Origin of the sequence: Campylobacter sp. CNRCH_2015_1657, assembly GCF_025772685.1 — a bacterium.
Taxonomy (GTDB): domain Bacteria; phylum Campylobacterota; class Campylobacteria; order Campylobacterales; family Campylobacteraceae; genus Campylobacter_D; species Campylobacter_D lari_D.
This window is the reverse complement of the sequence record NZ_JAKMSO010000001.1, coordinates 271720-294319: the sequence shown is the minus strand read 5'-3', so window position 1 is coordinate 294319 and position 22600 is coordinate 271720. Positions and strand designations below refer to the sequence as shown.

The 22600-nt window shown below is 29.4% G+C and carries 27 protein-coding genes and 1 tRNA gene; 20 read left to right on the top strand and 8 right to left on the bottom strand.

What is annotated here, in order from left to right:
* Positions 1 to 335: 335 nt before the first annotated feature.
* Entirely contained in the window at positions 336 to 536 is a 201-nt protein-coding gene (locus L8X27_RS01485; protein ID WP_133318915.1) for a molybdenum cofactor biosynthesis protein, read from the bottom strand.
* 94 nt (positions 537 to 630) lie between these two features.
* Between L8X27_RS01485 and L8X27_RS01480 the strand changes: the two genes are divergently transcribed.
* Positions 631 to 1314, top strand: coding sequence for an aspartate/glutamate racemase family protein (locus tag L8X27_RS01480; RefSeq protein WP_263661341.1), 684 nt, complete (start codon positions 631 to 633; stop codon positions 1312 to 1314).
* Positions 1314 to 2381, top strand: coding sequence for a tyrosine-type recombinase/integrase (locus tag L8X27_RS01475; RefSeq protein WP_263680990.1), 1068 nt, complete (start codon positions 1314 to 1316; stop codon positions 2379 to 2381). The genes L8X27_RS01480 and L8X27_RS01475 overlap by 1 nt, the downstream gene beginning before the upstream one ends.
* 34 nt (positions 2382 to 2415) lie before the next feature.
* On the opposite strand, the gene L8X27_RS01470 is transcribed toward L8X27_RS01475, so the two are convergent.
* Complete coding sequence (locus L8X27_RS01470) at positions 2416 to 3273, bottom strand: DMT family transporter (protein WP_263661343.1); 858 nt, start codon at positions 3271 to 3273, stop codon at positions 2416 to 2418.
* Positions 3274 to 3357: 84 nt separating this feature from the next.
* Between L8X27_RS01470 and murA the strand changes: the two genes are divergently transcribed.
* Both murA and L8X27_RS01460 read left to right on the top strand, forming a co-directional pair.
* Complete coding sequence (gene murA, locus L8X27_RS01465; RefSeq protein WP_263680987.1) at positions 3358 to 4614, top strand: UDP-N-acetylglucosamine 1-carboxyvinyltransferase; 1257 nt, start codon at positions 3358 to 3360, stop codon at positions 4612 to 4614.
* Positions 4611 to 5771 carry a molybdopterin molybdotransferase MoeA gene (locus L8X27_RS01460; protein WP_263680986.1) on the top strand — a complete coding sequence of 387 codons (1161 nt, stop codon included), beginning with the start codon at positions 4611 to 4613 and terminating at the stop codon, positions 5769 to 5771. The genes murA and L8X27_RS01460 overlap by 4 nt, the downstream gene beginning before the upstream one ends.
* A 30-nt stretch (positions 5772 to 5801) precedes the next feature.
* Here L8X27_RS01460 and L8X27_RS01455 read toward each other — a convergent pair whose 3' ends face one another.
* Positions 5802 to 6098, bottom strand: a complete 297-nt coding sequence (locus L8X27_RS01455; protein WP_039668370.1) for an invasion antigen C — start codon at positions 6096 to 6098, stop codon at positions 5802 to 5804.
* 108 nt (positions 6099 to 6206) lie between these two features.
* Between L8X27_RS01455 and L8X27_RS01450 the strand changes: the two genes are divergently transcribed.
* From L8X27_RS01450 to L8X27_RS01410, 9 genes are all read left to right on the top strand, one after another.
* Positions 6207 to 6281, top strand: a tRNA-Gly gene (locus L8X27_RS01450).
* A 72-nt stretch (positions 6282 to 6353) separates the two neighbouring features.
* Positions 6354 to 7022 (top strand): flagellar basal body P-ring formation chaperone FlgA, encoded by a 669-nt coding sequence (flgA, locus tag L8X27_RS01445; protein ID WP_263662435.1) that lies wholly within the window; start codon positions 6354 to 6356, stop codon positions 7020 to 7022.
* Entirely contained in the window at positions 7019 to 7597 is a 579-nt protein-coding gene (locus L8X27_RS01440; protein ID WP_263680985.1) for a UbiX family flavin prenyltransferase, read from the top strand. Before flgA ends, L8X27_RS01440 begins: the two co-directional genes overlap by 4 nt.
* On the top strand, positions 7597 to 8076 hold the full coding sequence (coaD, locus tag L8X27_RS01435; RefSeq protein WP_263671339.1) for a pantetheine-phosphate adenylyltransferase: 480 nt from the start codon (positions 7597 to 7599) through the stop codon (positions 8074 to 8076). The genes L8X27_RS01440 and coaD overlap by 1 nt, the downstream gene beginning before the upstream one ends.
* Positions 8067 to 8651 carry a dTMP kinase gene (gene tmk, locus L8X27_RS01430; protein WP_263671341.1) on the top strand — a complete coding sequence of 195 codons (585 nt, stop codon included), beginning with the start codon at positions 8067 to 8069 and terminating at the stop codon, positions 8649 to 8651. The genes coaD and tmk overlap by 10 nt, the downstream gene beginning before the upstream one ends.
* Positions 8644 to 9870, top strand: coding sequence for a histidine--tRNA ligase (hisS, locus tag L8X27_RS01425; RefSeq protein WP_263680984.1), 1227 nt, complete (start codon positions 8644 to 8646; stop codon positions 9868 to 9870). Before tmk ends, hisS begins: the two co-directional genes overlap by 8 nt.
* Positions 9867 to 11696 (top strand): biosynthetic arginine decarboxylase, encoded by a 1830-nt coding sequence (gene speA / locus L8X27_RS01420; RefSeq protein ID WP_263680983.1) that lies wholly within the window; start codon positions 9867 to 9869, stop codon positions 11694 to 11696. Before hisS ends, speA begins: the two co-directional genes overlap by 4 nt.
* Positions 11693 to 12295, top strand: a complete 603-nt coding sequence (gene cysE / locus L8X27_RS01415; RefSeq protein ID WP_133318905.1) for a serine O-acetyltransferase — start codon at positions 11693 to 11695, stop codon at positions 12293 to 12295. The genes speA and cysE overlap by 4 nt, the downstream gene beginning before the upstream one ends.
* Positions 12292 to 13323 carry a UDP-N-acetylglucosamine--N-acetylmuramyl-(pentapeptide) pyrophosphoryl-undecaprenol N-acetylglucosamine transferase gene (locus tag L8X27_RS01410; RefSeq protein ID WP_263680982.1) on the top strand — a complete coding sequence of 344 codons (1032 nt, stop codon included), beginning with the start codon at positions 12292 to 12294 and terminating at the stop codon, positions 13321 to 13323. The genes cysE and L8X27_RS01410 overlap by 4 nt, the downstream gene beginning before the upstream one ends.
* Here the strand turns inward: L8X27_RS01410 and L8X27_RS01405 are convergent.
* Genes L8X27_RS01405 through L8X27_RS01385 form a run of 5 tightly spaced genes read right to left on the bottom strand, consistent with a single transcriptional unit; the run spans position 13316 to position 16557 of the window.
* Positions 13316 to 13933 (bottom strand): YggS family pyridoxal phosphate-dependent enzyme, encoded by a 618-nt coding sequence (locus L8X27_RS01405; protein WP_263680981.1) that lies wholly within the window; start codon positions 13931 to 13933, stop codon positions 13316 to 13318. The two genes, L8X27_RS01410 and L8X27_RS01405, sit on opposite strands and share 8 nt — an antisense overlap.
* Before the next feature lie 6 nt (positions 13934 to 13939).
* Positions 13940 to 15187 (bottom strand): RNA polymerase factor sigma-54, encoded by a 1248-nt coding sequence (locus L8X27_RS01400; RefSeq protein WP_263680980.1) that lies wholly within the window; start codon positions 15185 to 15187, stop codon positions 13940 to 13942.
* Positions 15187 to 15912 carry an LPS export ABC transporter ATP-binding protein gene (lptB, locus tag L8X27_RS01395; protein WP_039618272.1) on the bottom strand — a complete coding sequence of 242 codons (726 nt, stop codon included), beginning with the start codon at positions 15910 to 15912 and terminating at the stop codon, positions 15187 to 15189. The genes L8X27_RS01400 and lptB overlap by 1 nt, the downstream gene beginning before the upstream one ends.
* Complete coding sequence (tsaE, locus tag L8X27_RS01390) at positions 15905 to 16312, bottom strand: tRNA (adenosine(37)-N6)-threonylcarbamoyltransferase complex ATPase subunit type 1 TsaE (protein WP_133318901.1); 408 nt, start codon at positions 16310 to 16312, stop codon at positions 15905 to 15907. Before tsaE ends, lptB begins: the two co-directional genes overlap by 8 nt.
* Complete coding sequence (locus tag L8X27_RS01385; RefSeq protein ID WP_039618276.1) at positions 16309 to 16557, bottom strand: RNA-binding S4 domain-containing protein; 249 nt, start codon at positions 16555 to 16557, stop codon at positions 16309 to 16311. The genes tsaE and L8X27_RS01385 overlap by 4 nt, the downstream gene beginning before the upstream one ends.
* Positions 16558 to 16672: 115 nt before the next feature.
* On the opposite strand from L8X27_RS01385, the gene L8X27_RS01380 reads away from it, so the two are divergent.
* From L8X27_RS01380 to L8X27_RS01350, 7 genes are read left to right on the top strand one after another with little or no spacing between them, the layout of a single operon-like run.
* Positions 16673 to 17893: an argininosuccinate synthase gene (locus L8X27_RS01380; RefSeq protein ID WP_263661354.1), complete on the top strand. Its 1221-nt coding sequence runs from the start codon at positions 16673 to 16675 to the stop codon at positions 17891 to 17893.
* An 11-nt stretch (positions 17894 to 17904) separates the two neighbouring features.
* Complete coding sequence (rplI, locus tag L8X27_RS01375) at positions 17905 to 18348, top strand: 50S ribosomal protein L9 (RefSeq protein ID WP_039618280.1); 444 nt, start codon at positions 17905 to 17907, stop codon at positions 18346 to 18348.
* On the top strand, positions 18348 to 18890 hold the full coding sequence (gene hslV, locus L8X27_RS01370; protein ID WP_133318899.1) for an ATP-dependent protease subunit HslV: 543 nt from the start codon (positions 18348 to 18350) through the stop codon (positions 18888 to 18890). Before rplI ends, hslV begins: the two co-directional genes overlap by 1 nt.
* The gene (gene hslU, locus L8X27_RS01365; protein ID WP_133318898.1) at positions 18887 to 20206 is read left to right on the top strand and encodes an ATP-dependent protease ATPase subunit HslU; all 1320 of its coding nucleotides are present in this window, start codon (positions 18887 to 18889) and stop codon (positions 20204 to 20206) included. Before hslV ends, hslU begins: the two co-directional genes overlap by 4 nt.
* On the top strand, positions 20203 to 21075 hold the full coding sequence (gene era, locus L8X27_RS01360) for a GTPase Era (protein ID WP_263662445.1): 873 nt from the start codon (positions 20203 to 20205) through the stop codon (positions 21073 to 21075). The genes hslU and era overlap by 4 nt, the downstream gene beginning before the upstream one ends.
* Entirely contained in the window at positions 21065 to 22075 is a 1011-nt protein-coding gene (locus L8X27_RS01355; protein ID WP_263680978.1) for a hypothetical protein, read from the top strand. Before era ends, L8X27_RS01355 begins: the two co-directional genes overlap by 11 nt.
* Entirely contained in the window at positions 22038 to 22577 is a 540-nt protein-coding gene (locus L8X27_RS01350) for a hypothetical protein (RefSeq protein ID WP_263680977.1), read from the top strand. The genes L8X27_RS01355 and L8X27_RS01350 overlap by 38 nt, the downstream gene beginning before the upstream one ends.
* Positions 22578 to 22600: the final 23 nt, after the last annotated feature.

The window sequence follows — 22600 nt, the reverse complement described above, 5'->3', positions numbered from 1 at the left end:
ATAGCTGCATAAAATAACTTATAATATTTTTCAAAAAATTATACTTATTTTTTTATGGATAAATTATTTTCATCCAAAAAATAAAATGCTTTAAAATACTATATTATAGGTATTTTTAAATATATTTTACTTATGTATAAACAGATAAATATAAAAGTTTGAAAATTATAGTTTTCAATACAAAATATATATAATTTCAATATTTTACTATTTATCATATAATTTTACATATATATTAAGTTTAAGTTAAAATATTTTTATAGACTAAAAAAGTTAAAATGATGAGTAAAAAAAGAAATTAATACAAAAGTTTAACTTGTGTGGAGTTTTTGATTTTATTTGGATTTTTGAATCAATCTTGAAAGTTGTTTTGCTAAAAGTTTAGCACTATTTTCATTTTTGCTAAGTTTTTTCATATTTTCTCTAAATTCGTAAAGTCTTTTTTCTTGTGCAAAGTCATTATTTAAAGTATTATCTTGTTTTGAAATATTGTTTTGTTTTACTTGCTTTTGCGCGGTTTTTTTCTTAAAAAACATATCATCACCCTATTTTGTTTTTATAATTATAGCTTGATATTTTTTAAGTAAGATTTTTTTATAATTTTTATATTAATTTTAAAAGGAAAAAAAATTGAAAACCATAGGTTTAATAGGCGGAATGAGTTATGAAAGCACACTTAGTTATTATGAAATTATCAATAAATTAACAAATGAAAAATTAGGAAAATTACATAGTGCTAAGATAGTTTTAACTAGCGTTGATTTTGAAGAAATAGAAGAATGCCAACGAAAGAATGATTGGCAAAAAGCAAGTGAAATTTTAACCCAACATGCCCTACTTTTGCAAAAAAGTGGAGTTGATTTTATATTAATTTGCACTAATACTATGCATAAATGTTATGAAAATATACAAAAAAACATTCAAATTCCTATCTTACATATAGCTAAAGCTATGCTTTTAGAACTTCAAGAGCAAAATATTGATAAAGTGTTGTTATTAGGGACAAAATACACTATGCAAGAAGATTTTTATAAACAACTTTTAATTAATTCAAAGATTGAAGTTTTTATTCCCAAAAATGATGATATTTTAAAGCTTAATGACATTATTTTTAATGAACTTTGCAAAGGTATTATAAATGAAAAATCAAAAAGATATTTATGTGATTTGATTGCTCAATTTTCGGAGGTTCAAGGAGTGATTTTGGGTTGTACTGAACTTGGTTTGATTATAAAAGAAAGCTCTAAAAAGCTATTTGATAGTGCATATATTCATGCAAAAATGGCTACTTTGAAAGCTTTGGAGAATGAGTGATGAAATATCCTCTAGATTGTGAAGAAAATTTTGAAAGGTCATTTTTATTTTGGCTTTGTAGATATGTGAAATTTAAACTAAATTCTTTATCAAATAAGGAATTAAAAGACCCTCAAGCTTTGGCTGTAGTAAATTTAGCCTTAAGCAAGGGTGTTAAAAATATACAAGAGCTTGATGCTTATGTAAAAAAAGCAAGAAATGCAGGACTTAGCGGTGTAAATACATATTTTAATCCTTTGAAAAAACTTTATGAGTATTTGTTATTTTATAAGCTTTATTCACTAAAACAAATCGATGAAGAGCTTTTAGTAGAAATTTTAGCAAGTATTAGTGCTTCTTTGTCTGATGCGAGTAAGAAAAACTACCGCATAGCTGTGATTAATTTTTTTGCATTTTTAGATAAACAAAATGAAGAAGATCAAAAGGCACACATTTTTGATATTAATCTTAAAAATTGGGCAGGTGTAAGTGGTTCTAAGGGAGTTAAGCTACCTGAGTATATGAGTGAAGATGAAGTGAGTAAATTTTTAGATGCTATTGACAATACAGATTTTAAAAGTAATACCATACGCAATCGCTTGATTATTAAAATCATCATTTTTACAGGAATTAGGGTTAGTGAAGCTATTAATATAAAATTAAAAGATATTAGTGAAGAAAATGATCTTTATATTATACGCATTAGAGCTAAAGGTAATAAATACCGCGTTGTGATGATTAAAAAAGAGCTTATAGAACATCTTTTAAAAGATGTAAGGGTAAATTATCTTTCTTATGATGGACTTTTATTTGTCAATCGCAATGGCAAAGCCCTAACCCAAGCTTATGTTTCGCGTATAGTAGAACAAATTTTATTTAAAGCAGGAATTCGCAAGCAAAAAAATGGAGCCCATATGTTAAGACATACTTTTGCTACTCTACTTTATAAAAAACAAAAAGATTTAGTTTTAGTCCAAGAAGCACTAGGGCATGCGAGTTTAAATACTTCAAGAATTTACACACACTTTGATAATGAAAAGCTAAAATTAGCCGCAGAAGTAGCAAAAAAACTTCACGATAGAACCTAGATAATTTTATCTAGTATTTTTTAATCACTTATTCTTAGTGTTTTTTGGCATTTAAAAACACACTAAGAATGATCAAAGCAAAAGCAAAAAGATCAATCACGCTATAAATAGTCCCTAAAAATAAAAAACTCATAAAAGCAGCAGCCACAGGTTCTATACAAGCTATCATACTAGCTTTAAAAGCCCCTATTAATTCAACTCCTTTTAAATATAAACAAAAAGCCCCTATTGTACCTATAAATACAATCGCGCTCATAGCCAAAAAGGAGTTTAAAGAAAAATCATGTTTTGGGATATTTCCTTGTAATAATACAAAAAGCAAAAAAGAAGCAAATAAACTAGCTAAACCCATGATTAAAAATAAGCCATATTTTACTATGATAAGTCTAGCACTCAAAGAATAAAATGCCACTCCAAGAGCTCCAAAAAAAGCCCAAATAACACCTCTTATATCAAGTTTTAATGTATTAATATCTCCATTTGTTATAAGTAAAAATAAGGCAAAAAGTATTAAAAACAAAGCGATTAGTTCTACTTTTTTAGGTAAAATTTTATTTTTAAAACACATAAAAAGCATTATGATTAATGGTGCATTGTATTGTATCATCGTGGCAGTTCCTGCATCGGTATAATAAATAGCTTTAAAATAACCATATTGAGTTATCAATAAACCAAAGATAGAAAAAATTAAAAGAGAGCTAAGTTCTTCTTTTTGCTTTAGTAATTTTAGTTTGAAATTTTTTACACCCAAAATTATTAAAATAACGCCGGTAAAAAGCAAACGATAAAAACTTACCCATTCAGCAGAATAATGATTTTTAAACAAATACTCAGCCAAAACCCCACTTATGGCCCAAAATATCCCACCAAGTATGACTAGAAAAACTCCCAAAAAACACCTTTAATCTTATTAATTTATATAATATTTGTAGTAAAATATTATTATATCATTATGTATATATTTTAAGGAAAATTGATGACTTATTTAGAGATTGATGGTGTTGAAAAGTTAAATGGAGAAGTGATAATAAGTGGTGCAAAAAACGCTGCACTCCCTTTGATAGCTTCAAGTATTTTAGCTAAAAATGAAGTGCAAATTTCAAATTTACCAAATGTAGCAGATATTTGCACCCTACTTTCTTTACTTGAAAATTTAGGGGCAAATTATACTTTTAAAGACAATTTTGCAAAAATAAATACAAAACACTTAAATAAAACCATAGCAAAATACGACATCGTGCGTAAAATGCGTGCCTCTATACTTACCTTAGGGCCTTTACTAGCTAGATTTGGAAATTGTGAGGTTTCTTTACCAGGAGGTTGTGCTATAGGCCAACGCCCTATTGATTTACACCTTTTAGCTTTAGAAAAAATGGGAGCTAATATTGAGATTAAGCAAGGTTATGTGGTAGCTAGTGGAGAGCTTAGAGGCGCTGATGTGATGTTTGATAAAATCACTGTTACAGGCAGTGAAAATATCATCATGGCAGCAGCTCTAGCTCATGGTAAAACTAGACTTTTAAATGTTGCTAAAGAGCCTGAAGTGGTGCAACTTTGTGAGGTTTTAGCTAGGGCTGGGCTTGATATACAAGGCATAGGATCTTCTGAGCTTGAAATTTATGGTACAAGTGGAGAACTTTTAGAATTTAAACCTTTTGAAATCATTCCTGATCGTATTGAAGCAGGAACTTATTTGTGTGCAGGAGCTATCACTAACTCAAAAATCACTCTAAAAAAAGTCAATGCAAGCCATCTTAGTGCAGTTTTAGCAAAGCTAGAGCAAATGGGTTTTAGCTTTGATATTAATGAAGATAGTATTAGTATAAATCCTGCTAAAGAAATCAAACCAGTTGAAATTTTAACTAGCGAATATCCAGGTTTTCCAACGGATATGCAAGCACAATTTATGGCTTTAGCTTTAAAAGCAAATGGTGCAAGTATTATTGATGAGAGATTATTTGAAAATCGTTTTATGCATGTAAGTGAGCTTTTAAGAATGGGAGCTGATATAAGATTAAACGGGCATATTGCTACTATAAATGGTACTAAAGAGCTTTTGGGGGCTGATGTTATGGCTACTGATTTGCGTGCGTCTTCTGCTTTGATTTTAGCAGCTTTAGCAGCTAAAGGCACAAGCAAAATTCATAGAATTTATCATCTTGATAGAGGATATGAAAATTTAGAAGAAAAATTTAAAAAACTAGGCGCAAGTATAAGAAGGCTTGAAGAATGAGAGATATTTTTGCAACTTTAGATTTTTTAAAAGAACAAATCAAAGCAAAAAATGAATTTCAAAGAGTAAATTTAACACAGGCTTTGGGGTGTATTTTATATGAAGATGTTTTTGTGAAAAAAAACCTACCCGCTTTTGATAATTCTGCCCTAGATGGCTATGCGCTAAATTATATACATAAGAATGAATTGCTAAAAATAAAAGGAAGTATTTTAGCAGGCGATAAAAATGATTATATTATAGAAAAAAATGAATGCTATAAAATCATGACAGGAGCTAAAATTCCTCAAAATGCAAATACCATTTTAATGTTTGAAGAAGCTTTGCTTGAAGATGAAAAGCTCAATGCCAAAAACGCTAAAGAAAACAATGCCATCCGTTTTAAAGGCGAGGAAGCAAAGCTTGGAGAGCTTTTGTTTAAAAAGGGGCAAAAAATCACCTCAGGTATGGTAGCTATGCTTGCTGCTCAAGGAATTTATGAGCTAAAAGTAGTTAAGAAAATGCGTATTGGGATTTTTTCAAGTGGAGATGAGCTTGTAGAACCTTGGGAAAATGCTGATGAATACAGCATATATAATGCAAATGCTTTTGGTATTTATGCTATTTTGCAAGATTATGCTGATGTTGAGTATTTAGGACTTATAAAAGATGATTTAAATGCATATAAAAAGCTTTTAGAAAATAAAGAATTTGATATGCTTATAAGCAGTGGTGGAGCTAGCGTGGGTGAGGCTGATTTTATCAAACAAGCTTTACTTGAGTGTGATTTTAGCTCTATTTTTGAAAAAGTAAATGCTAAACTTTGCAAGCATGTAAAACTTTTTAGCAAAAGCGATATGCTTTTTCTAGCCCTACCAGGAAATCCTTTAGCCTCTTTAGTTTCAACGCATATTTTTGCAAAAAATATACTCAATTTGCTTTATGGTAAAGATTTTTTGGAATTTGATAAAGCAAGATTGACTAAAGATTTAAATTTCAAAGGTCAAAGAAATGATTTTGCTTTTGGAAAATTAGTCGATGGATATTTTAAACCAAGTGAAGCTAAATTTGGCTCAGGTATGCTAAAACCTTTATGTGAAAACACGCATATTTTAATCACGCAAATTGATGATACAAAATTAGTAAAAGATCAAGAAGTTAAAGTTTTAAAAATTTAATAGGGTATTGCACTACCCTATTTTGAATGATTAACTTCTTGCTTTATCTAAAGTTTTAAAAAGATTGTTTAAGATATTTTCTTCATTTTTTTGGTATTTGCTTTGGCGTAATTTCTCCCAAGCATATACGCTATAATCTTTAGAAATCGAACCTATATTTAAATCTGTATTACTAAAAGCATTATTGCTATCTTTTTTATACTCTTTTTCCTCTTTGTCTTTAAGTGCATTAAGTGTAGCTTGAAATTCATCTGAAGATGTGTTTTTTTCTTTGATTTTTGTCATATTGTTTAGGGCTAGCGGACTATTTTTATCATTTACTTGCATGAGTTGCTCCTTTTAAAATTTAATAACTACAAGCAAAAAACATTCCTTAATTTTAAAAACTTGACAATAAAATAAAGTTTTGATAAAATCACACTCTACTTTCAAAATGCGGGAATAGCTCAGGGGTAGAGCACAACCTTGCCAAGGTTGGGGTCGCGAGTTCGAATCTCGTTTCCCGCTCCACTTCTTTTAACTAAAATCAAACTTTTTTGATGTATTATATAATTAATATATTTTATATAAGAGGTTGCTGTATTGTTTTTTAAACAAATCATTCTAGTTTTATTTTTCTATACTTTAAGTTTTGCTTCGAATTTTGATGAAGTAAAATTAGCTTTGATTAAAGAATTTAAAATAAATTATCCGCAGTTAGAAATCATTTCTTTAGATCTTAACACTCAATCAAGTTTGCCTGCTGATTTTAATCAATATATTTTTTTAAAGCTAGGTAATCATAATTTTGATAGAGCCGATGGTTTTATAAAGGCTGAATTTAAAACTCCAGAGCAGTTTAAAAAAAATATATTTTTTAAGTATTTTTTAAAGGCAAAATTAGAAGTTTTGCAAACTACGCGTCCTATTTCGCGTAATGAAAATTTAAGTCCTGCTAGTTTTAAAATTTTAAAAATTCCTTTTGATAAAGCCCCTCAAGGTGTATTAAAAAAAGATGAAATCGCAAATTTAATAGCCAAAAGCAATATAAGAGAAAATATGATTTTAAAATATAATATGTTTAAAACCAAAACCCTTATACAAAGAAATGATTCTGTTTATGGTATTATCAAAGATGGGGATTTAAGCATGATGATAGAATTAAAAGCCTTGCAAAGTGGGAATTTAAACCAAAGAATTCGCCTTAAAAACAAAGATGGAAAAGTCGTGCATGGTAAAGTTATTAGTAAAAATTATGTGGAGCTAAAATGAAAAAAATTTTAGTAGGTATTAGCGGGGCTAGTTCTTGTGAACTTGGTTTTTTATTGTTAAAACATTTAAAAGAAAAAGGGCAAATTTATGCCATTGTGAGTAAAAATGCAAAAATAAGCTTTACAAAAGAAAATTCTCTTTTAGAAAATATAGACTTTTTGCAACACATAAAAGATAAATTTGAGCTTGAACATGTAAATTTTTTAGATAATGAAGATATTAGTCAATGCGTTGCAAGCGGATCTTTTGGCATAGAAACGACTTTTATCACACCTTGCTCGATTAATACTTTGGCAAAAATTGCTTGTGGTATAAATGATACTTTACTTACAAGAGCTGCAGGAGTGGCTTTAAAAGAACGTAAAAAACTCATACTTGGGGTAAGGGAAATGCCCTATTCTACTTTAAATTTAGAACAAATGGCTAAACTTTCTAGCTATGGAGTTATCATTGCTCCTCCTGTAATAGCAAGTTATGCTAAGGTTGATAATTTAGAAAAGTTATATGAATTTATCATAGGAAAATGGCTTGATTTAGCAAATATCGAGCATAATTTATACCAAAGGTGGCAGTGATGGCTAGTTGTGTGTATCCAGGAACATTTGATCCTATCACTAATGGACATTTAGATGTTATCATTAGAGCTAGCAAGATGTTTGAAGAGGTGGTAGTTGCTATAGCTAAAAGTGAAAGCAAAAAGCCTATGTTTGGCTTGGAACATAGAGAAAAAATGGTAAAAATTGCTACAAAAGACTTAAAAAATGTTAAAATTACAACTTTTGATAACTTACTAGTAGATCTTGCTAAAAATTTGCAAATAAATATCATTATAAGAGGCTTAAGAGCAGTGAGTGATTTTGAGTATGAATTACAACTTGGCTATGCAAATCACATGCTTTGGGAAGATTTTGAAACTATATATCTTATGCCAAATTTAAAAAATTCTTTTATTTCAAGCTCCATAGTAAGATCAATTTGTGCTCATAATGGTGATGTGAGCAAGCTTGTGCCAAAAGAAATTATACCTTTATTAAAGGAGAGAGATTGTATATAGCTTTTGAAGGGGTTGATTGTGTGGGTAAAAGCACACAGATAGAACTTTTAAAAAAATATTTTCATAATGCATTTTTTACTAAAGAGCCAGGTGGAAGTGAGCTTGGAGTGCATTTGAGAAAAATTTTATTAGAAAGCAAAATACATTTTTCTAAAAAGGCTGAGCTTTTGCTTTTTTTAGCAGATAGAGCAAATTTAATCGACATGCATTTAGCACAAAATAAAAACAAACTTATCATTTCAGATCGTAGTTTTATTTCCAATATGGCTTATGCAAGATGTGATTTTGATCAAAATATTTTATTTGAGTTAAATTCTTTTGCCACAGGTGGACTTTTTCCACAAAAGGTTGTGTTTTTGCATGGCTCTAAAGAGCTTATCGCACAAAGACTTTCTAAAAAAGATCTAGATAGTATTGAAAAAAGAGGGGTTGAATATTTTTTAAATATACAAAATGCCCTAGAAGAAACTTTAGAGTTTTTAAAAACTAAGATAGATATAAAAATTTTAAAATTAGATGCTTCTTTGAGTATTGAAATTTTACATGAAAAAATTAAGGATTTTATAGATGATTAATGCTTTAAAAGGAATGAAAGATTTACAAGATGATCAAGCTACTCTTTATGAAAAAGTGGTAAAAACTTGTGAAGAAGTAGCTAAAAACTATGGTTTTACTTTTATTAATTGTCCGCATTTAGAACTTACTAAGCTTTTTAAAAGAAGTGTTGGAGAAAGCTCTGATATAGTTGGCAAAGAAATGTATGAATTTGTTGATAAAGCAGGCAATGAAGTGTGTTTAAGGCCTGAAGGGACAGCTGGGGTGGTAAGATCATACATAGAAGCTAAAATGGACAAGGCTCAAAGTGTTAAAAGATGGTTTTATCATGGCTCTATGTTTCGCTATGAAAGGCCACAAAAAGGAAGATTGCGTGAATTTCATCAATTTGGAGTAGAAAGCTTTGGTGTGGCAAGTGTATATGAGGATGCGAGTATTATTTTAATGCTAAATGAAATTTTTAAACGCTTAGAAATTCACACAAGTTTGAAGATTAATTCTTTAGGCTGTAAAGAATGTATGGGTGTATATAAAGAAAAACTCATAGCTTTTTTAAATTCTAAAGAAGGTTTTTGTGAAGATTGCTTAAGAAGAAAAGACTTAAATCCTATTAGAGTGCTTGATTGTAAAAATGATCATTGTCAAAGTTTAATCGAAAATGCGCCAAAACTAAGTGAAAATTTATGCTCATGTTGCAAGAAAGATTATGAAAAATTACAAAAACTTTTAAAAGAAAATGATGTTGAATTTGAATGTGATGAAAAATTAGTGCGTGGGCTTGATTATTATTCTAAAAGTGCATTTGAGTTTGTTAGCGATGAAATCGGTGCAAAAGCTGCCGTAGCAGGTGGTGGAAGGTATGATAGATTAATTGAATACTTAGATGGTAAAAGTGGTTATGGCGTGGGTTTTGCTATGGGTATAGAAAGGATTATGGCTATTTTAGAGCAAAAACAAAGCGTAAAATCAAGAGAAGGAATTTATCTTTGTGCTATGGATGAAGCTTATATAGATACTATTTTTAAATTAGCAAATACTTTAAGAAAAAAACATAAAGTATATATAAGTTATGAAGCAAAAAAACTTGCAAAGCATTTAAACCAAGCAGATAATGCTAATGCTAAAATCTTTTTGTGTATAGGTGAAGATGAAATGCAAAAAGAAGAGATTTTTTATAAAAATTTAGAAAATAAAGATACTAAAAATATAAAATTAGCAAATTTGGAGAATGAGTTATGATTGATTATGGTATTAATATTTGGGGTGCAAATAATTTTATCATCGAAAATGGCAAAGTATGTGTAAATCATGGTAAAAAACCTGCCATTATAGATATAGTAAATACTTTGCGTGATGATGGCTATAAGGGGCCATTATTGCTTCGTTTTCCTCATTTAATCCATAAGCAAATTGAGCAGATTTATGAAAAATTTTCTAAAGCAAAAAAAGAATTTAACTATAAAGGTTCTTTTAATGCTGTGTATCCTTTAAAAGTTAATCAATATCCAGGTTTTGTAAAAAATTTAGTCAATCTAGGCAAAGAATACAACTATGGCTTAGAAGCAGGAAGTAAGGCTGAGCTTTTACTAGCTATGGCTTATAATAATGAAGGCGCTCCTATAACAGTTAATGGTTTTAAAGATAAAGAACTCATAAATATGGGCTTTATAGCGTGTGAAATGGGTCATAATATCACTTTAACTATGGAAGGACTTAATGAGCTTGAAGCGATGATTGAAATTGCTAAAAATCGTTTTAAGCCAAAGCCAAATATAGGTTTAAGGGTGCGTTTGCATTCAGCTGGAGTAGGAATTTGGGCAAAAAGTGGTGGTATAAATTCAAAATTTGGTTTAACATCCACTGAACTTATTGAAGCGGTAAATCTTTTAAAAACTAATAAACTTTTAGAGCAATTTACTATGATACATTTTCATTTAGGCTCACAAATTACTGAAATTCATCCTTTGAAAAAAGCTCTAAATGAAGCGGGTAATATCTACACCGAGCTTAGAAAAATGGGGGCAAAAAATTTAAAAGCTATTAATCTTGGTGGAGGTTTAGCGGTAGAATACTCTCAGTTTAAAAACGAAACAAGCAGAAATTACACCTTAAGTGAGTATGCAAACGATGTTGTGTTTATTTTAAAAGGTATTGCAGAACAAAAAAAAGATTTAGAGCCTGATATTTTTATAGAAAGTGGGCGTTTTGTAGCAGCTAATCATGCTGTTTTAGTAGCGCCTGTTTTAGAGCTTTTTTCTCAAGAATACACAGAAAGCAAGCTTTTATTAAAAGATAAAAACCCAAAACTTATTGATGAACTTTATGATTTGTATAAAAACATTAAAGCTTCTAATGCGCTTGAGTATTTACATGATAGCATTGATCATATGGAGAGTATTTTAACCTTGTTTGATTTGGGTTATGTGGATTTACAAGATCGCTCTAATAGTGAAATTTTAGTGCATTTGATTATGAGAAAAGCTATTTCTTTGGTGGGTGATCAAGCTGATTTATCGAGTTTGCAAAATGAAGTGCAAGAAAAATATTTAGTGAATTTTTCAGTATTTCAGTCTTTACCTGATTTTTGGGGTTTAGAGCAAAATTTCCCTATCATGCCACTTGATAGACTCAATAAAAAGCCAACTAGAAGTGCAAGTATATGGGATATAACTTGTGATAGCGATGGGGAAATTTCTTATTCTAAAGATAATCCTTTGTTTTTACATGATATTGATGTAGAAGCTGAAGATTATTTTTTAGGATTTTTCCTAGTGGGAGCTTATCAAGAAGTGCTTGGTATGAAGCATAATCTTTTTACACATCCAACCGAAGCTTGTATAAGTATTAATGAAAAGGGTTTTGAAGTAGAAAGCGTGCTAGAGGCTCAATCTATTTTAGATACCTTAGAAGATCTTGATTATGATGTGCATGCAATTATGGACAATATTAATGAAAAAATTTATGCTTCAAAACTTGTAAATGAAAATCAAAAAAAACATATTTTGGGTGAAATTTATTTATTTTTAAATGATAATGGATACTTAAAAAGTATAGGTTCTAAATGAGTATTTTTAAACTAATCAAAGAAGATTTTTCTATGCCAAAGCAAAAAGATCCTGCATATAGATCTTGGGTGGAATTAGTTTTTAACTATCCTGGTGTTTGGGCTGTGGTAAATTATCGTTTTGCGCATTTTTTTTATATCAAAAATTATAAACGCATAGCAAGAATGATTAGTGGAATTTCTCAGTTTTTAACAGGGGTTGATTTGCATCCTGGAGCTACGCTAGGTAGAAGGATATTCATAGATCATGCAATAGGTGTGGTAGTAGGTGAAACAGCTATAATTGGTAATGATGTGATTATCTATCAAGGAGTAACCTTAGGTGGTACAAGTTTAGATAAAAATACCAAAAGACATCCTACTATAGAAGATGGTGTGATCATAGGCTCTGGGGCTAAAATTTTAGGTAATATTACCATAGGTAAAAATGCAAAAATAGGTTCAAATGCAGTTGTATTAAAAGATGTTGGGGCAAATTTAACAGCTATTGGTATACCTGCTTATATTAAAGAATTTCAAATAAGCCAAAAAGAGAGAATTCAAAAACTAGAGGAAAGAATTAAATTTTTAGAAGAAAAACTAAATAAAGAGGACAAATGATAGCAATTACAGGTGGAGGCACGGGAGGGCATTTGGCTATAGCTAGATGTTTATTGCAAAGCGCAAGAAAACAAGGCATAGAATGTATTTACATAGGAAGTGAAAATGGCCAAGATAGACTTTGGTTTGAAAATGAAAATGGTTTTTATAAAAAATATTTTCTAAGCTCTCAAGGTGTTGTTAATAAAAAAGGCTTAGCTAAAGTTCAATCATTTTTACATATTTTAAAACTTGCAAGAACAACAAAACAAATTTTAAAAGAACATAATATTAAAGTAGTTTTTAGTGTGGGTGGATATAGCAGTGCCCCAGGCGCTTTTGGTGCTTTAATGGCAAATATCCCACTTTTAATCCATGAGCAAAATTCAAAAATAGGAAGTTTAAATTCACTTTTAAAGCCTTTTTCTAAAGCTTTTTTTACTGCTTTTGATGATCAAATTAACAAAGCAAATACTTTCTTTTGTCCTTATCCTATCAGCGAGATTTTTTCTCAAAAAGCAAGAGTGAGAAAAGAATTAAAAAATATTATTTTTCTTGGTGGCTCTCAAGGGGCTAAATTTATTAATGACCTTGCTTTAGAAAATGCTTTATACTTTAAAGAAAAAGGTATAAATATCATTCATCAATGTGGTAAGAATGATTATGAAAGATGTAAAAAAGCTTATGAGGATTTAAATGTCAAAGTAGAGCTTTTTGACTTTGATAAAAACATTATGGATAAAATTTTTAAAGCAGATTTAGCTATATCAAGATCAGGCGCAAGTAGTCTTTTTGAGCTTAGTGTAAATTTACTTCCTTGTATTTTTATTCCTTATCCATATGCGGTTAAAAATCATCAATATTTTAATGCTTTGTATTTAAAAGAGCGTAATTTATGTGAAATTTTAACCCAAGAAGAAAAACATCAATTTTTAAATTTAGTAGAAAATTTCTCATTAGAAGAAAAATCTTTAGCCTTGCAAGGATTAAAAAGCGAAAATGGCGCAGATTTTATGATAGAAAAAGCAAAACAAATGGGGTTTATTTAAATAAAATACTCCCCAAACGCACCATATTTGAACCACATTTTATAGCTAGTTCAAAATCCCCACTCATACCCATAGAGCAAATTTTTGCCCCGTGTTTTTGTAAAATTTCATAGATTTTAAAAGTTTGCTCAAAGCTTTCTTGAACTTTTTCCTCATCCATAGAGCCTATACACATAATGCCTGTAAGGTTTAAATTTTTACACTCTTCTTGTATTTGTAAATACTCTTCTATGGCCTTATTTTGCTCTATGCCACTTTTAGAACTTTCATTGGCAGTATTAATTTCTAATAAAGTATCTAATTTATAATCAAGTCTTTTATCTACGGCTTTGGCGATTTTTAAGCCATTGCAAGATTGCCAAAGTAATGGGTTTTGTTTGATTAAAAGATTGATTTTGTTACTTTGAAGATTGCCTATAAAATGCCATTTGATTTCTAAACCTTGAAGTTTTTCTTTTTTTAAAGCTAAAGCTTGGACTTGATTTTCTCCAAACTCTACAACACCTTGCTTAAAAAGCTCTCGAATTTGTTCATCTTGAACATACTTGCTAGCTGCTACTAAACGCACATTTTGTTTTATGGTTTTTTCAAAAATACTTTCTAAATTCATCTTTTCCTACATCAATTCATATAATTTTTTACGCTCACTTGAGCTTCCTATACCAAGTTGCATACGATATTTAGTGATAGTCCTACGCCCTAGTTGCACACTTGGGAATTCTTTTTGAGTGAGTTCAAGAATTTTCAAATCACTCAAAGGTTTTTTAGGATTTTCTTTTTTAATTAAATTACTAAGAAAATCTTTGATTGTAGCATTAGAAGTTTCACCATCATCAACTGCGGTGGTAAAGAAAGATTTTAAAGGTATTAAACCTCTATCACAACTTAAGTATTTGTTTGCAATTGCTCTTGAAATGGTAGAAGCATTTCTTTCAAGATCTTGTGCTAAATCTTTAAGTTGCATAGGTTTGATGTCCCCACCCATGAAAAAATCATATTGATATTCTATAATCATAAGCCCTAGTTTATAAAGGGTAGCTTTACGCATAGCTAGTGCATCGATTAAATTTTTTGCATCTTTTAAATAAGCACTTAAAAACTCATGATCTAAACCATCTGCTTCAAAAGCAATTTCAGGATAATAATCATCATTAATTTTAATTTTAATTTCACCATTTTCTTGATAAATAAATATATCAGGAATAATTTCCATGCTCTCTTCAAAATACTCCAAAAAAGGTGGAATGGAGATTTTTTTAATTATCGCTATAGCCTTTTTATACAAAGGATCTTTGATAAAATCTTTTGCATTTTCTAAATTTAAAATTAACATTTTGCAAAACTCATAAACCTCATCATCTAAGTCAAAATGCTCTAATGCAAAAATAAAAGCTTCTTGATTGTCTTTTGCACCTACTCCAATAGGCTCAAGATACTTAAATCTTTGTCTGATTTTTTCTACTTCTAAAGGATCAAATTCACCTAAAATTTCTTCATCATATTCAAAATAACCTTCATGATTTAAACATTCTATGATTTTTTCAGCAATGGTTTGGGATTTTTTAGTAGGAAAAAATGGTGGTATGATTTGCTCACTTAAAAGTTCATACACATTTTTTACTTCCAAGCTTTTTGCATCAATCATTTGCGTGGTGGTATTTTTACTAAAATATTCTTGATAATACTTGTTTTGATTGTTTGTAATGTTTGAGTTTTCTTTGATCTCTATAAAAGGATTTTCTTTAGCAAATTCATCTAAGCTTTCTTTTAGATCTTCAATGTTAGCTTGCAATATAGGAAGCCAAGATCTTAAGGTTTGTGATAGTTTTGCTTTTTGCGTTATAGAGGTTTTTTGTTTAAGCATTATTCAAGTCTAAACTCACTTCCAAGATAGTATTTTTTAACATCTTCATTATGTGCAATTTCATTAGCATTGCCACTAGCTAGCAACCTTCCGCTTCTAATCACATAAGCTCTATCGCAAATTGCTAGAGTTTCTCTTACATTATGATCAGTGATTAAAACACCTATATTCATAGCTTTTAAATCATTAATTAAGCTTTGAATTTCACTCACTGCGATAGGATCAACCCCAGCAAATGGTTCATCTAAAAGTAAAAATTTAGGATCACACATAAGTGATCTTGCGATTTCACAACGCCTTCTTTCGCCCCCGCTTAAGCTCATACCTTTTCTGTGCCTAATAGGCTCTATGCTAAGTAATTCTAGCATTTGTTCTATCTTTTGTTCTAATAAATTTTTATCCTTATATATTACTTGGGCGGCTAAAAGTAAATTTTCTTCTACGCTTAAGTCTTTAAAAACACTACTTTCTTGAGGCAAATACCCAATGCCAAGCTTTGCTCTTTTATTAAGCGGTTCTTTTGTGATATCTTGTGAGTCTAAAAACACCTGTCCGCTTGTTGGTAAAATAAGCCCACATATCATATAAAAACTCGTAGTTTTTCCTGCTCCATTAGGCCCTAAAAGTCCTACAACTTCTCCACTTTGCACTTCTAGCGAAACATCGTGTATGATTTTTGTTTTTTTAATGATTTTTTCTAAATTTCTAGCTTCTAGCTTACTCATGTATTATATACTTTCTTTTATTTTCATAAGGAATGATTTGTAAAATTATATTAAAAATTTGATATTTATCTAAATATTTTTTTAATTTTTCATCACCCCACTCTACCAAATGCAAACCTTCTTCAAAAAAATTTTCAATCAAGCCATTTTTTAAAAGTCCATCAAAACCTTCTTGATAAATATCATAATGATACATTTTACCTTGTTGAAAATCATACTCTTGCATGATAGAAAATGTAGGAGAATTAAGCGTTTTTTCTACTCCAAGAAATTGAGCATAATTTTGCACCAAAGTAGTTTTACCGCTTGCTAAATCCCCTTGAAGTAAAATAACTCCATTTTTAGGCAAAATTTCACAAAGTTTATAAAGCTCATTTTGACTTAAAATCATTTCTTTCATTGAATTTTTACCACATATTTTTCTTGCATAGCTTTTGGTATGCTTTTGGTTGTTGGTATGTCTAAAACTTTATAAATATTAGTATATTCTATAAATTTAATGCTTATTTCATCGCCAATTTTTACTTCTTTACTAGCTTTAACTACTTGATTATTTATACTTACTACACCACTTTTGCACATATCTTCTGAAATAGCACGACGCTTAGTAATATTAACTACATTTAAAAATTTATCTATTCTCATAAAAATATTTTATCAAAAAATACAAGAAAATGTTATAAAATGTCTAAATATTTTACATTATATTAAGCTAAATTCGTTAAATTTTACAATCATTTTTTTACAAAGAGGAAAGACAATGAAAAAAGATATTAAAAAAGTAGTTTTAGCATATTCTGGCGGACTTGATACAAGTATAATTTTAAAATGGCTACAAGATGAGTATAAATGTGAAGTAGTAACTTTCACAGCAGATATTGGACAAGGCGAAGAGCTTGAACCTGCTAGAAAAAAAGCGCTTTCTTTGGGTGTAAAAGAAGAAAATATTTTTATTCAAGATTTAAAAGATGAATTTGTAAAAGATTATGTGTTTCCTATGTTTAGAGCAAATGCTATTTATGAAGGAGAATATTTACTAGGTACAAGTATAGCAAGACCTTTGATAGCAAAAGCTTTGGTAGAAATAGCAAATAAAACTAATGCAGATGCTATTAGTCATGGAGCAACAGGTAAAGGAAATGATCAAGTGCGTTTTGAATTAGGTGCTTTGGCACTAAATCCAAATTTAGCCATTATTGCTCCTTGGAGAGAATGGGATTTAAATAGCCGTGAAAAACTTTTAGCTTATGCGCAAAAACATGGTATTGATATAGCTAAAAAGCCAGGTAAGTCACCTTATTCTATGGATGCAAATTTATTGCATATTTCTTATGAGGGTTTAGTACTTGAAGATCCTGCTGCTAAACCTGAAGCGGATATGTGGCGTTGGGTGAAAGATTTAAAAGAAACTCCAAATGAAAGCGAAGTGATAGAGCTTGAGTTTAGTAAAGGCGATTTATGTGCTATTAATGAAGAAAAAATGTCTCCCGCACAACTTTTGGCAAAACTTAATGAGCTTGGTGTAAAACATGGTATAGGTCGTCTTGATATTGTTGAAAATCGCTATGTGGGTATGAAAAGTAGAGGTTGTTATGAAACTCCGGGTGGAAGTATACTTTTAAAAGCACACCGTGCTATAGAAAGTATCACTCTTGATAGAGAAGCAGCACATTTAAAAGATGAATTAATGCCAAAATATGCAAGTTTAATTTATAATGGCTATTGGTTCTCGCCTGAAAGATTAATGCTTCAAGCCTTAATTGATGAGTCACAAAAATATGTAAATGGTAAAGTTAAACTTGAATTATATAAAGGTAATGTAATAGTAATAGGCAGAGAAAGTGTGAATGATAGCTTATTTAGCGAGGCTTATTGTACTTTTGAAGAAGATGCTGTGTATGATCAAAAAGATGCAGCAGGCTTTATAAGATTAAATGCTTTGAGATTTATCATCGCAGGTAAAAATGGAAGAAAATTTTAAAAAGGAAAACAATGAAAGTATTATTAATTAAAGATGTAAAAAGCTTAGGAAAAGCAGGAGAAGTTAAAGAAGTAAAAGATGGATATGGACAAAATTTTTTAATTGCCAAAGGTTTTGCCAAAGCTGCTACACATGAAGTTTTAAAACAATATGAAGCAGAGCAAAAGAAAAAGGCTGAAAATTTAAGATTTGAACTTGCAAATTTGGAAAAATTAAAAGAGGAATTATCTAAAATCACTATTTGTATAGCTAAGCCTGTGGGAGCTAATGGAAGCTTGTTTGGTGGGGTTACTAAAGATGAAATCGCACATGCATTAAAAGATCAAAAAGGCATAGAGCTTGATAAAAAAAGCTTAGAATGTGATACCATAAAAGAGCTTGGTGTGCATGAAATTTCAGCAAAATTAGGCCATGCAATTCATGCTGTATTTAAGCTAGAAGTTAAAGGAGAATAATGTTTCACGCAACTACAATTTTAGCTTATAAAGGTAAAAATAAATCTGTAATTGGTGGAGATGGGCAAGTAAGTTTTGGAAACACTGTTTTAAAAAACAATGCAGTTAAAATTAGAAAATTAAACAATGGAAAAGTATTAGCAGGTTTTGCAGGAAGCACTGCTGATGCTTTTAATCTTTTTGACATGTTTGAAAAACTACTTTCTAGTTCTAAGGGTGATTTGTTAAAAGCTGCAATAGATTTTTCAAAAGAATGGCGTAAGGATAAATACCTAAGAAAACTTGAAGCAATGATGTTGGTATTAGATAGAGATCATATATTTTTACTTTCAGGAACTGGAGATGTAGTTGAGCCTGAAGATGGTGCTATAGCTGCTATTGGTAGTGGGGGTAATTATGCACTTTCTGCTGCAAGAGCTTTAGCCAAACATTCAAATTTAGATGAAGAAGAATTAGTCAAAGAAAGCTTGCAAATAGCTGGTGAAATTTGCATTTATACTAATACAAATATTAAAACTTATGTAATTGAGGATGATAAATGAATTTAACTCCAAAAGAGATTGTGAAATTTTTAGATGATTATGTAATTGGACAAAAAAATGCCAAAAAAATCATAGCAATTGCTTTAAGAAATCGTTATAGAAGAATGCAGCTTAGCCCTGAACTTCAAGATGATATCATGCCAAAAAATATTTTAATGATAGGATCAACTGGGGTTGGTAAAACAGAGATTGCAAGACGCCTTGCTAAGATGATGGGACTTCCTTTTGTAAAAGTTGAAGCAAGTAAATATACCGAAGTTGGTTTTGTTGGACGTGATGTAGAAAGCATGGTTAGAGATTTAGCTAATGCTGCTTTAAATTTAGTAAAAAACGAAGAAAAAGAAAAAAATAAAGACAAAATTAATGAATTTATAGAAAATAAAATTTTAGAAAAACTTTTACCACCTTTACCAAAAGGTGTTAGTGAAGAAAAACAAGAAGAGTATCAAAATTCTTTAGAAAAAATGCGCGTGAAATTAAAAGCTGGTGATTTAGATGATAGCACAATAGAAGTTGAAATTTCACAAAGCGTGTTTGATACTAATCCAAATTTACCACCTGAAATGGGTGCTATGCAAGATATAGTAAAAGTTATTGGCGTGGGTAATAAAAAAGTTAAAAAAGAAATGAAAGTAAAAGATGCAAGAATAGCTCTAGCTCAAGAAGCAAGTGAAAAAATTCTTGATATGGAAAGTATTAAAGGCGAGGCTTTAAGAAGAGCTGAAAATGAAGGGATTATTTTTATTGATGAGATAGATAAAGTAGCAGTTTCAAGCTCAAATTCAAACCGCCAAGATCCAAGCAAAGAAGGAGTGCAAAGGGATTTGCTTCCTATAGTTGAAGGTAGTACTATACAAACTAAATTTGGACCTTTAAAAACTGATCATATTTTATTTATCGCAGCAGGTGCTTTTCATTTAAGCAAGCCAAGTGATTTAATCCCTGAACTTCAAGGGCGTTTTCCTTTAAGGGTTGAGCTTGATTCGCTAGATGAGGATGCTTTATATGCTATTTTAACAAGACCTAAAAATTCATTACTAACACAATACATTGAGCTTTTAAAAACTGAAAATGTAGAGCTTGTTTTTGAAGATGAGGCTATTAGAGAAATAGCAAAAATAGCAAGCAAGGCTAACGAAGAAATGCAAGATATTGGTGCAAGACGCTTACACACGGTGGTGGAAAAACTTTTGGAAGATATTAGTTTTGAAGCAGATGAATATGCTGGTAAAGTTTATAAAATAGATGATTTTAAAGTGCAAGTTAAACTTGGAGATATCATAGAAAATAAAGATTTAGCTAGGTATATCTTGTGAAAAGTGGCTTTATAAGTATAGTGGGTAGAACTAATGCGGGAAAAAGTTCTATCCTTAATTCTTTATTAGAAGAAAAAGTGGCTATGGTTTCTCATAAGCAAAATGCTACAAGAAGAAAGATTAATGCAATTATAATGCATGAGAATCATCAGCTTATTTTTATAGATACACCAGGCTTGCATGCAAGCTCTAAAGCTATGAATCAGCTTATGATTGATTTGGCGATTAAAAGCATTGCAGATTGTGATGTGATTTTATTTGTGGCTAGTATTTATGATGATATTAAAGATTATGAAAATTTTTTAAGTTTAAATCCTAAAGTGCCGCATATTGTATTAATCAATAAGGTTGATTTGGTAAAAAAAGAAGTCTTACTTAAAAAATTAAGCGAGTATTCTCAGTTTAACTCACATTTTAGCGCTATTATCCCCTATTCTGCTAAGCAAAAATTTTATAAAAAAATTCTCTTAGATGAGATGATTAAGTATTTGCCTGAACATCCGTATTATTTTGATCCTGAGTTTATTACTACCACAAATGAAAAGGATATCTATAGAGATTTTATTTTAGAAGCCATATATGAAAATTTAAGTGATGAAATTCCTTATAGCACTGAAGTAAAAATAGAAAAAATCAAAGAGCTTGAGCAAATTTATTATATTAACGCTATCATCATTACAGATAGTAATTCTCATAAAGGAATGATACTAGGTAAAGATGGAGCTACAATTAAGCGTATAGGTAAAGAAGCTAGGATGAAAATAGAAAAATTAGCACAAAAAAAGGTAATGCTAAAATTGTTCGTTCAATTAGAAAAAAATTGGCATAAAAACGAGCAAAATCTCAAAAAAATCCTTTATGATGAGTAAAAAAATCATCAAAAAAGATTTTCTTACTTATGAAAAACTTTTATATATAAAACTTACAAATCCTATTAGTGAAGATGAAATCTTAAAAAAGAGCTTTGAGGAACTTGGTCTTAAAGATGATTTTTCATATGAGCTAAAGTATTTTCAAGATAAATCTTTTACTCATGTATTTTTGTGTAAATATGAAGATATTTTAGATGTTGATTATGTAATCCCAGAACCCCTGCTCTTTGAAGTGTATTTTAGGAATGATACAAATAGTGAAAATCTTGCATTATTATTTAAGAAAAAATACATAGTTTTAGTGGAGTATTTGGGGTGTGAATTTCAAAATTGCAAAGTTATGCCATTAAATACTTATAGTAAAATATATGATGAAAAATTAAAAAATACATATAAAAACATCATAAGCATAGACGATACTCAAAATCTTAGCAGTTTTGATAAATTTAATAGTAATATTTTCTATCAAAAATTATTAAAAAAATGTGATCGAGTTAAAATTAATTTTGCCAATAAAGCAAAAATAAATCATTTAAAATCTTTTAGTTTTAAAATTTTATTAGCTTTTACATGCGGGATTTTACTAGCCTTAGTTTATCCTTTGTATTTATATACGCAAAAATCATTTTATGAAAAAGAAAAAATAAAATATGAAAATTTAATCAAAAATCAAGATGATATCTTAGAGCAAGCAAAAATAAATCAAAAACAAAATCAAGAAGTTGAAAAATTACAAGAAAAAAATGAACAAAAAATTGATTTGTTACAAAAATTTTATGCAAATACGCTCTGCTATAAGGATTTTTATAATTTTTTAAAAGTCTTAAATTCTCATCAAAGTTATATAGAAGCTTTATATATAAAAAATAATGATTTTATCATAAAGCTTAATAAAGATTATGATTTTTATGATGATTTTAAAAAATATCATTTTGTGTTAAAAAGTAAAGAGATTAACGATGAAAAAATTACTCTTGTTTTTGAAAAATCTTTATGAAAATTTAGAAAATATCTTTACGAGATTATCTAAACGCGAATTTATATTGACTTTGATAATGGCTTTTGTATTTGGTTTTTTTATAATCTATATGAGTATTTTTGAGTATTTCGAAAAACAAATGAAATTATCAAAAGATGAGTTATTTATTTTACAAGCAAAATATAAGCAAAAACAAGAATTGATTTCTGATTTTAAAGATGAAAAATTGCAATCTTTTGATAATGAAATATCCTTAGAAGAAAGCAAAGATTATCAAAGTGTTTTAAAAAATATAGAAAAAAATCTCACTAAAGTAAGGTTTTTACAAATCCAAAGTCATGAAAGTCAAGATCAGTATTTTACTTATTATGATTTAAGATCGAGTTTTAATGGTGATTTTTATTTCTTAATGCAATTTTTGCAAGAACTAGATCCTTATATAAAAGTCAAAAATTTAGAGCTTGTAAAATATGAAAATGAATTAAAAATTACATTAAATCTTATTTTTACTCTAGTATAAAAATGATTTTTTTGATAAAATTT

Excerpts from the sequence above, each read along its gene's own strand:
- L8X27_RS01485 (WP_133318915.1), bottom strand. The coding sequence starts at position 536 with ATGTTTTTTAAGAAAAAAACCGCGCAAAAGCAAGTAAAACAAAACAAT.
- L8X27_RS01475 (WP_263680990.1), top strand. The coding sequence starts at position 1,314 with ATGAAATATCCTCTAGATTGTGAAGAAAATTTTGAAAGGTCATTTTTA.
- murA (WP_263680987.1), top strand. The coding sequence starts at position 3,358 with ATGACTTATTTAGAGATTGATGGTGTTGAAAAGTTAAATGGAGAAGTG.
- L8X27_RS01460 (WP_263680986.1), top strand. The coding sequence starts at position 4,611 with ATGAGAGATATTTTTGCAACTTTAGATTTTTTAAAAGAACAAATCAAA.
- L8X27_RS01455 (WP_039668370.1), bottom strand. The coding sequence starts at position 6,098 with ATGCAAGTAAATGATAAAAATAGTCCGCTAGCCCTAAACAATATGACA.
- L8X27_RS01440 (WP_263680985.1), top strand. The coding sequence starts at position 7,019 with ATGAAAAAAATTTTAGTAGGTATTAGCGGGGCTAGTTCTTGTGAACTT.
- coaD (WP_263671339.1), top strand. The coding sequence starts at position 7,597 with ATGGCTAGTTGTGTGTATCCAGGAACATTTGATCCTATCACTAATGGA.
- hisS (WP_263680984.1), top strand. The coding sequence starts at position 8,644 with ATGATTAATGCTTTAAAAGGAATGAAAGATTTACAAGATGATCAAGCT.
- speA (WP_263680983.1), top strand. The coding sequence starts at position 9,867 with ATGATTGATTATGGTATTAATATTTGGGGTGCAAATAATTTTATCATC.
- cysE (WP_133318905.1), top strand. The coding sequence starts at position 11,693 with ATGAGTATTTTTAAACTAATCAAAGAAGATTTTTCTATGCCAAAGCAA.
- L8X27_RS01410 (WP_263680982.1), top strand. The coding sequence starts at position 12,292 with ATGATAGCAATTACAGGTGGAGGCACGGGAGGGCATTTGGCTATAGCT.
- L8X27_RS01405 (WP_263680981.1), bottom strand. The coding sequence starts at position 13,933 with ATGAATTTAGAAAGTATTTTTGAAAAAACCATAAAACAAAATGTGCGT.
- L8X27_RS01400 (WP_263680980.1), bottom strand. The coding sequence starts at position 15,187 with ATGCTTAAACAAAAAACCTCTATAACGCAAAAAGCAAAACTATCACAA.
- lptB (WP_039618272.1), bottom strand. The coding sequence starts at position 15,912 with ATGAGTAAGCTAGAAGCTAGAAATTTAGAAAAAATCATTAAAAAAACA.
- tsaE (WP_133318901.1), bottom strand. The coding sequence starts at position 16,312 with ATGAAAGAAATGATTTTAAGTCAAAATGAGCTTTATAAACTTTGTGAA.
- L8X27_RS01385 (WP_039618276.1), bottom strand. The coding sequence starts at position 16,557 with ATGAGAATAGATAAATTTTTAAATGTAGTTAATATTACTAAGCGTCGT.
- L8X27_RS01380 (WP_263661354.1), top strand. The coding sequence starts at position 16,673 with ATGAAAAAAGATATTAAAAAAGTAGTTTTAGCATATTCTGGCGGACTT.
- rplI (WP_039618280.1), top strand. The coding sequence starts at position 17,905 with ATGAAAGTATTATTAATTAAAGATGTAAAAAGCTTAGGAAAAGCAGGA.
- hslV (WP_133318899.1), top strand. The coding sequence starts at position 18,348 with ATGTTTCACGCAACTACAATTTTAGCTTATAAAGGTAAAAATAAATCT.
- hslU (WP_133318898.1), top strand. The coding sequence starts at position 18,887 with ATGAATTTAACTCCAAAAGAGATTGTGAAATTTTTAGATGATTATGTA.
- L8X27_RS01355 (WP_263680978.1), top strand. The coding sequence starts at position 21,065 with ATGATGAGTAAAAAAATCATCAAAAAAGATTTTCTTACTTATGAAAAA.
- L8X27_RS01350 (WP_263680977.1), top strand. The coding sequence starts at position 22,038 with ATGAAAAAATTACTCTTGTTTTTGAAAAATCTTTATGAAAATTTAGAA.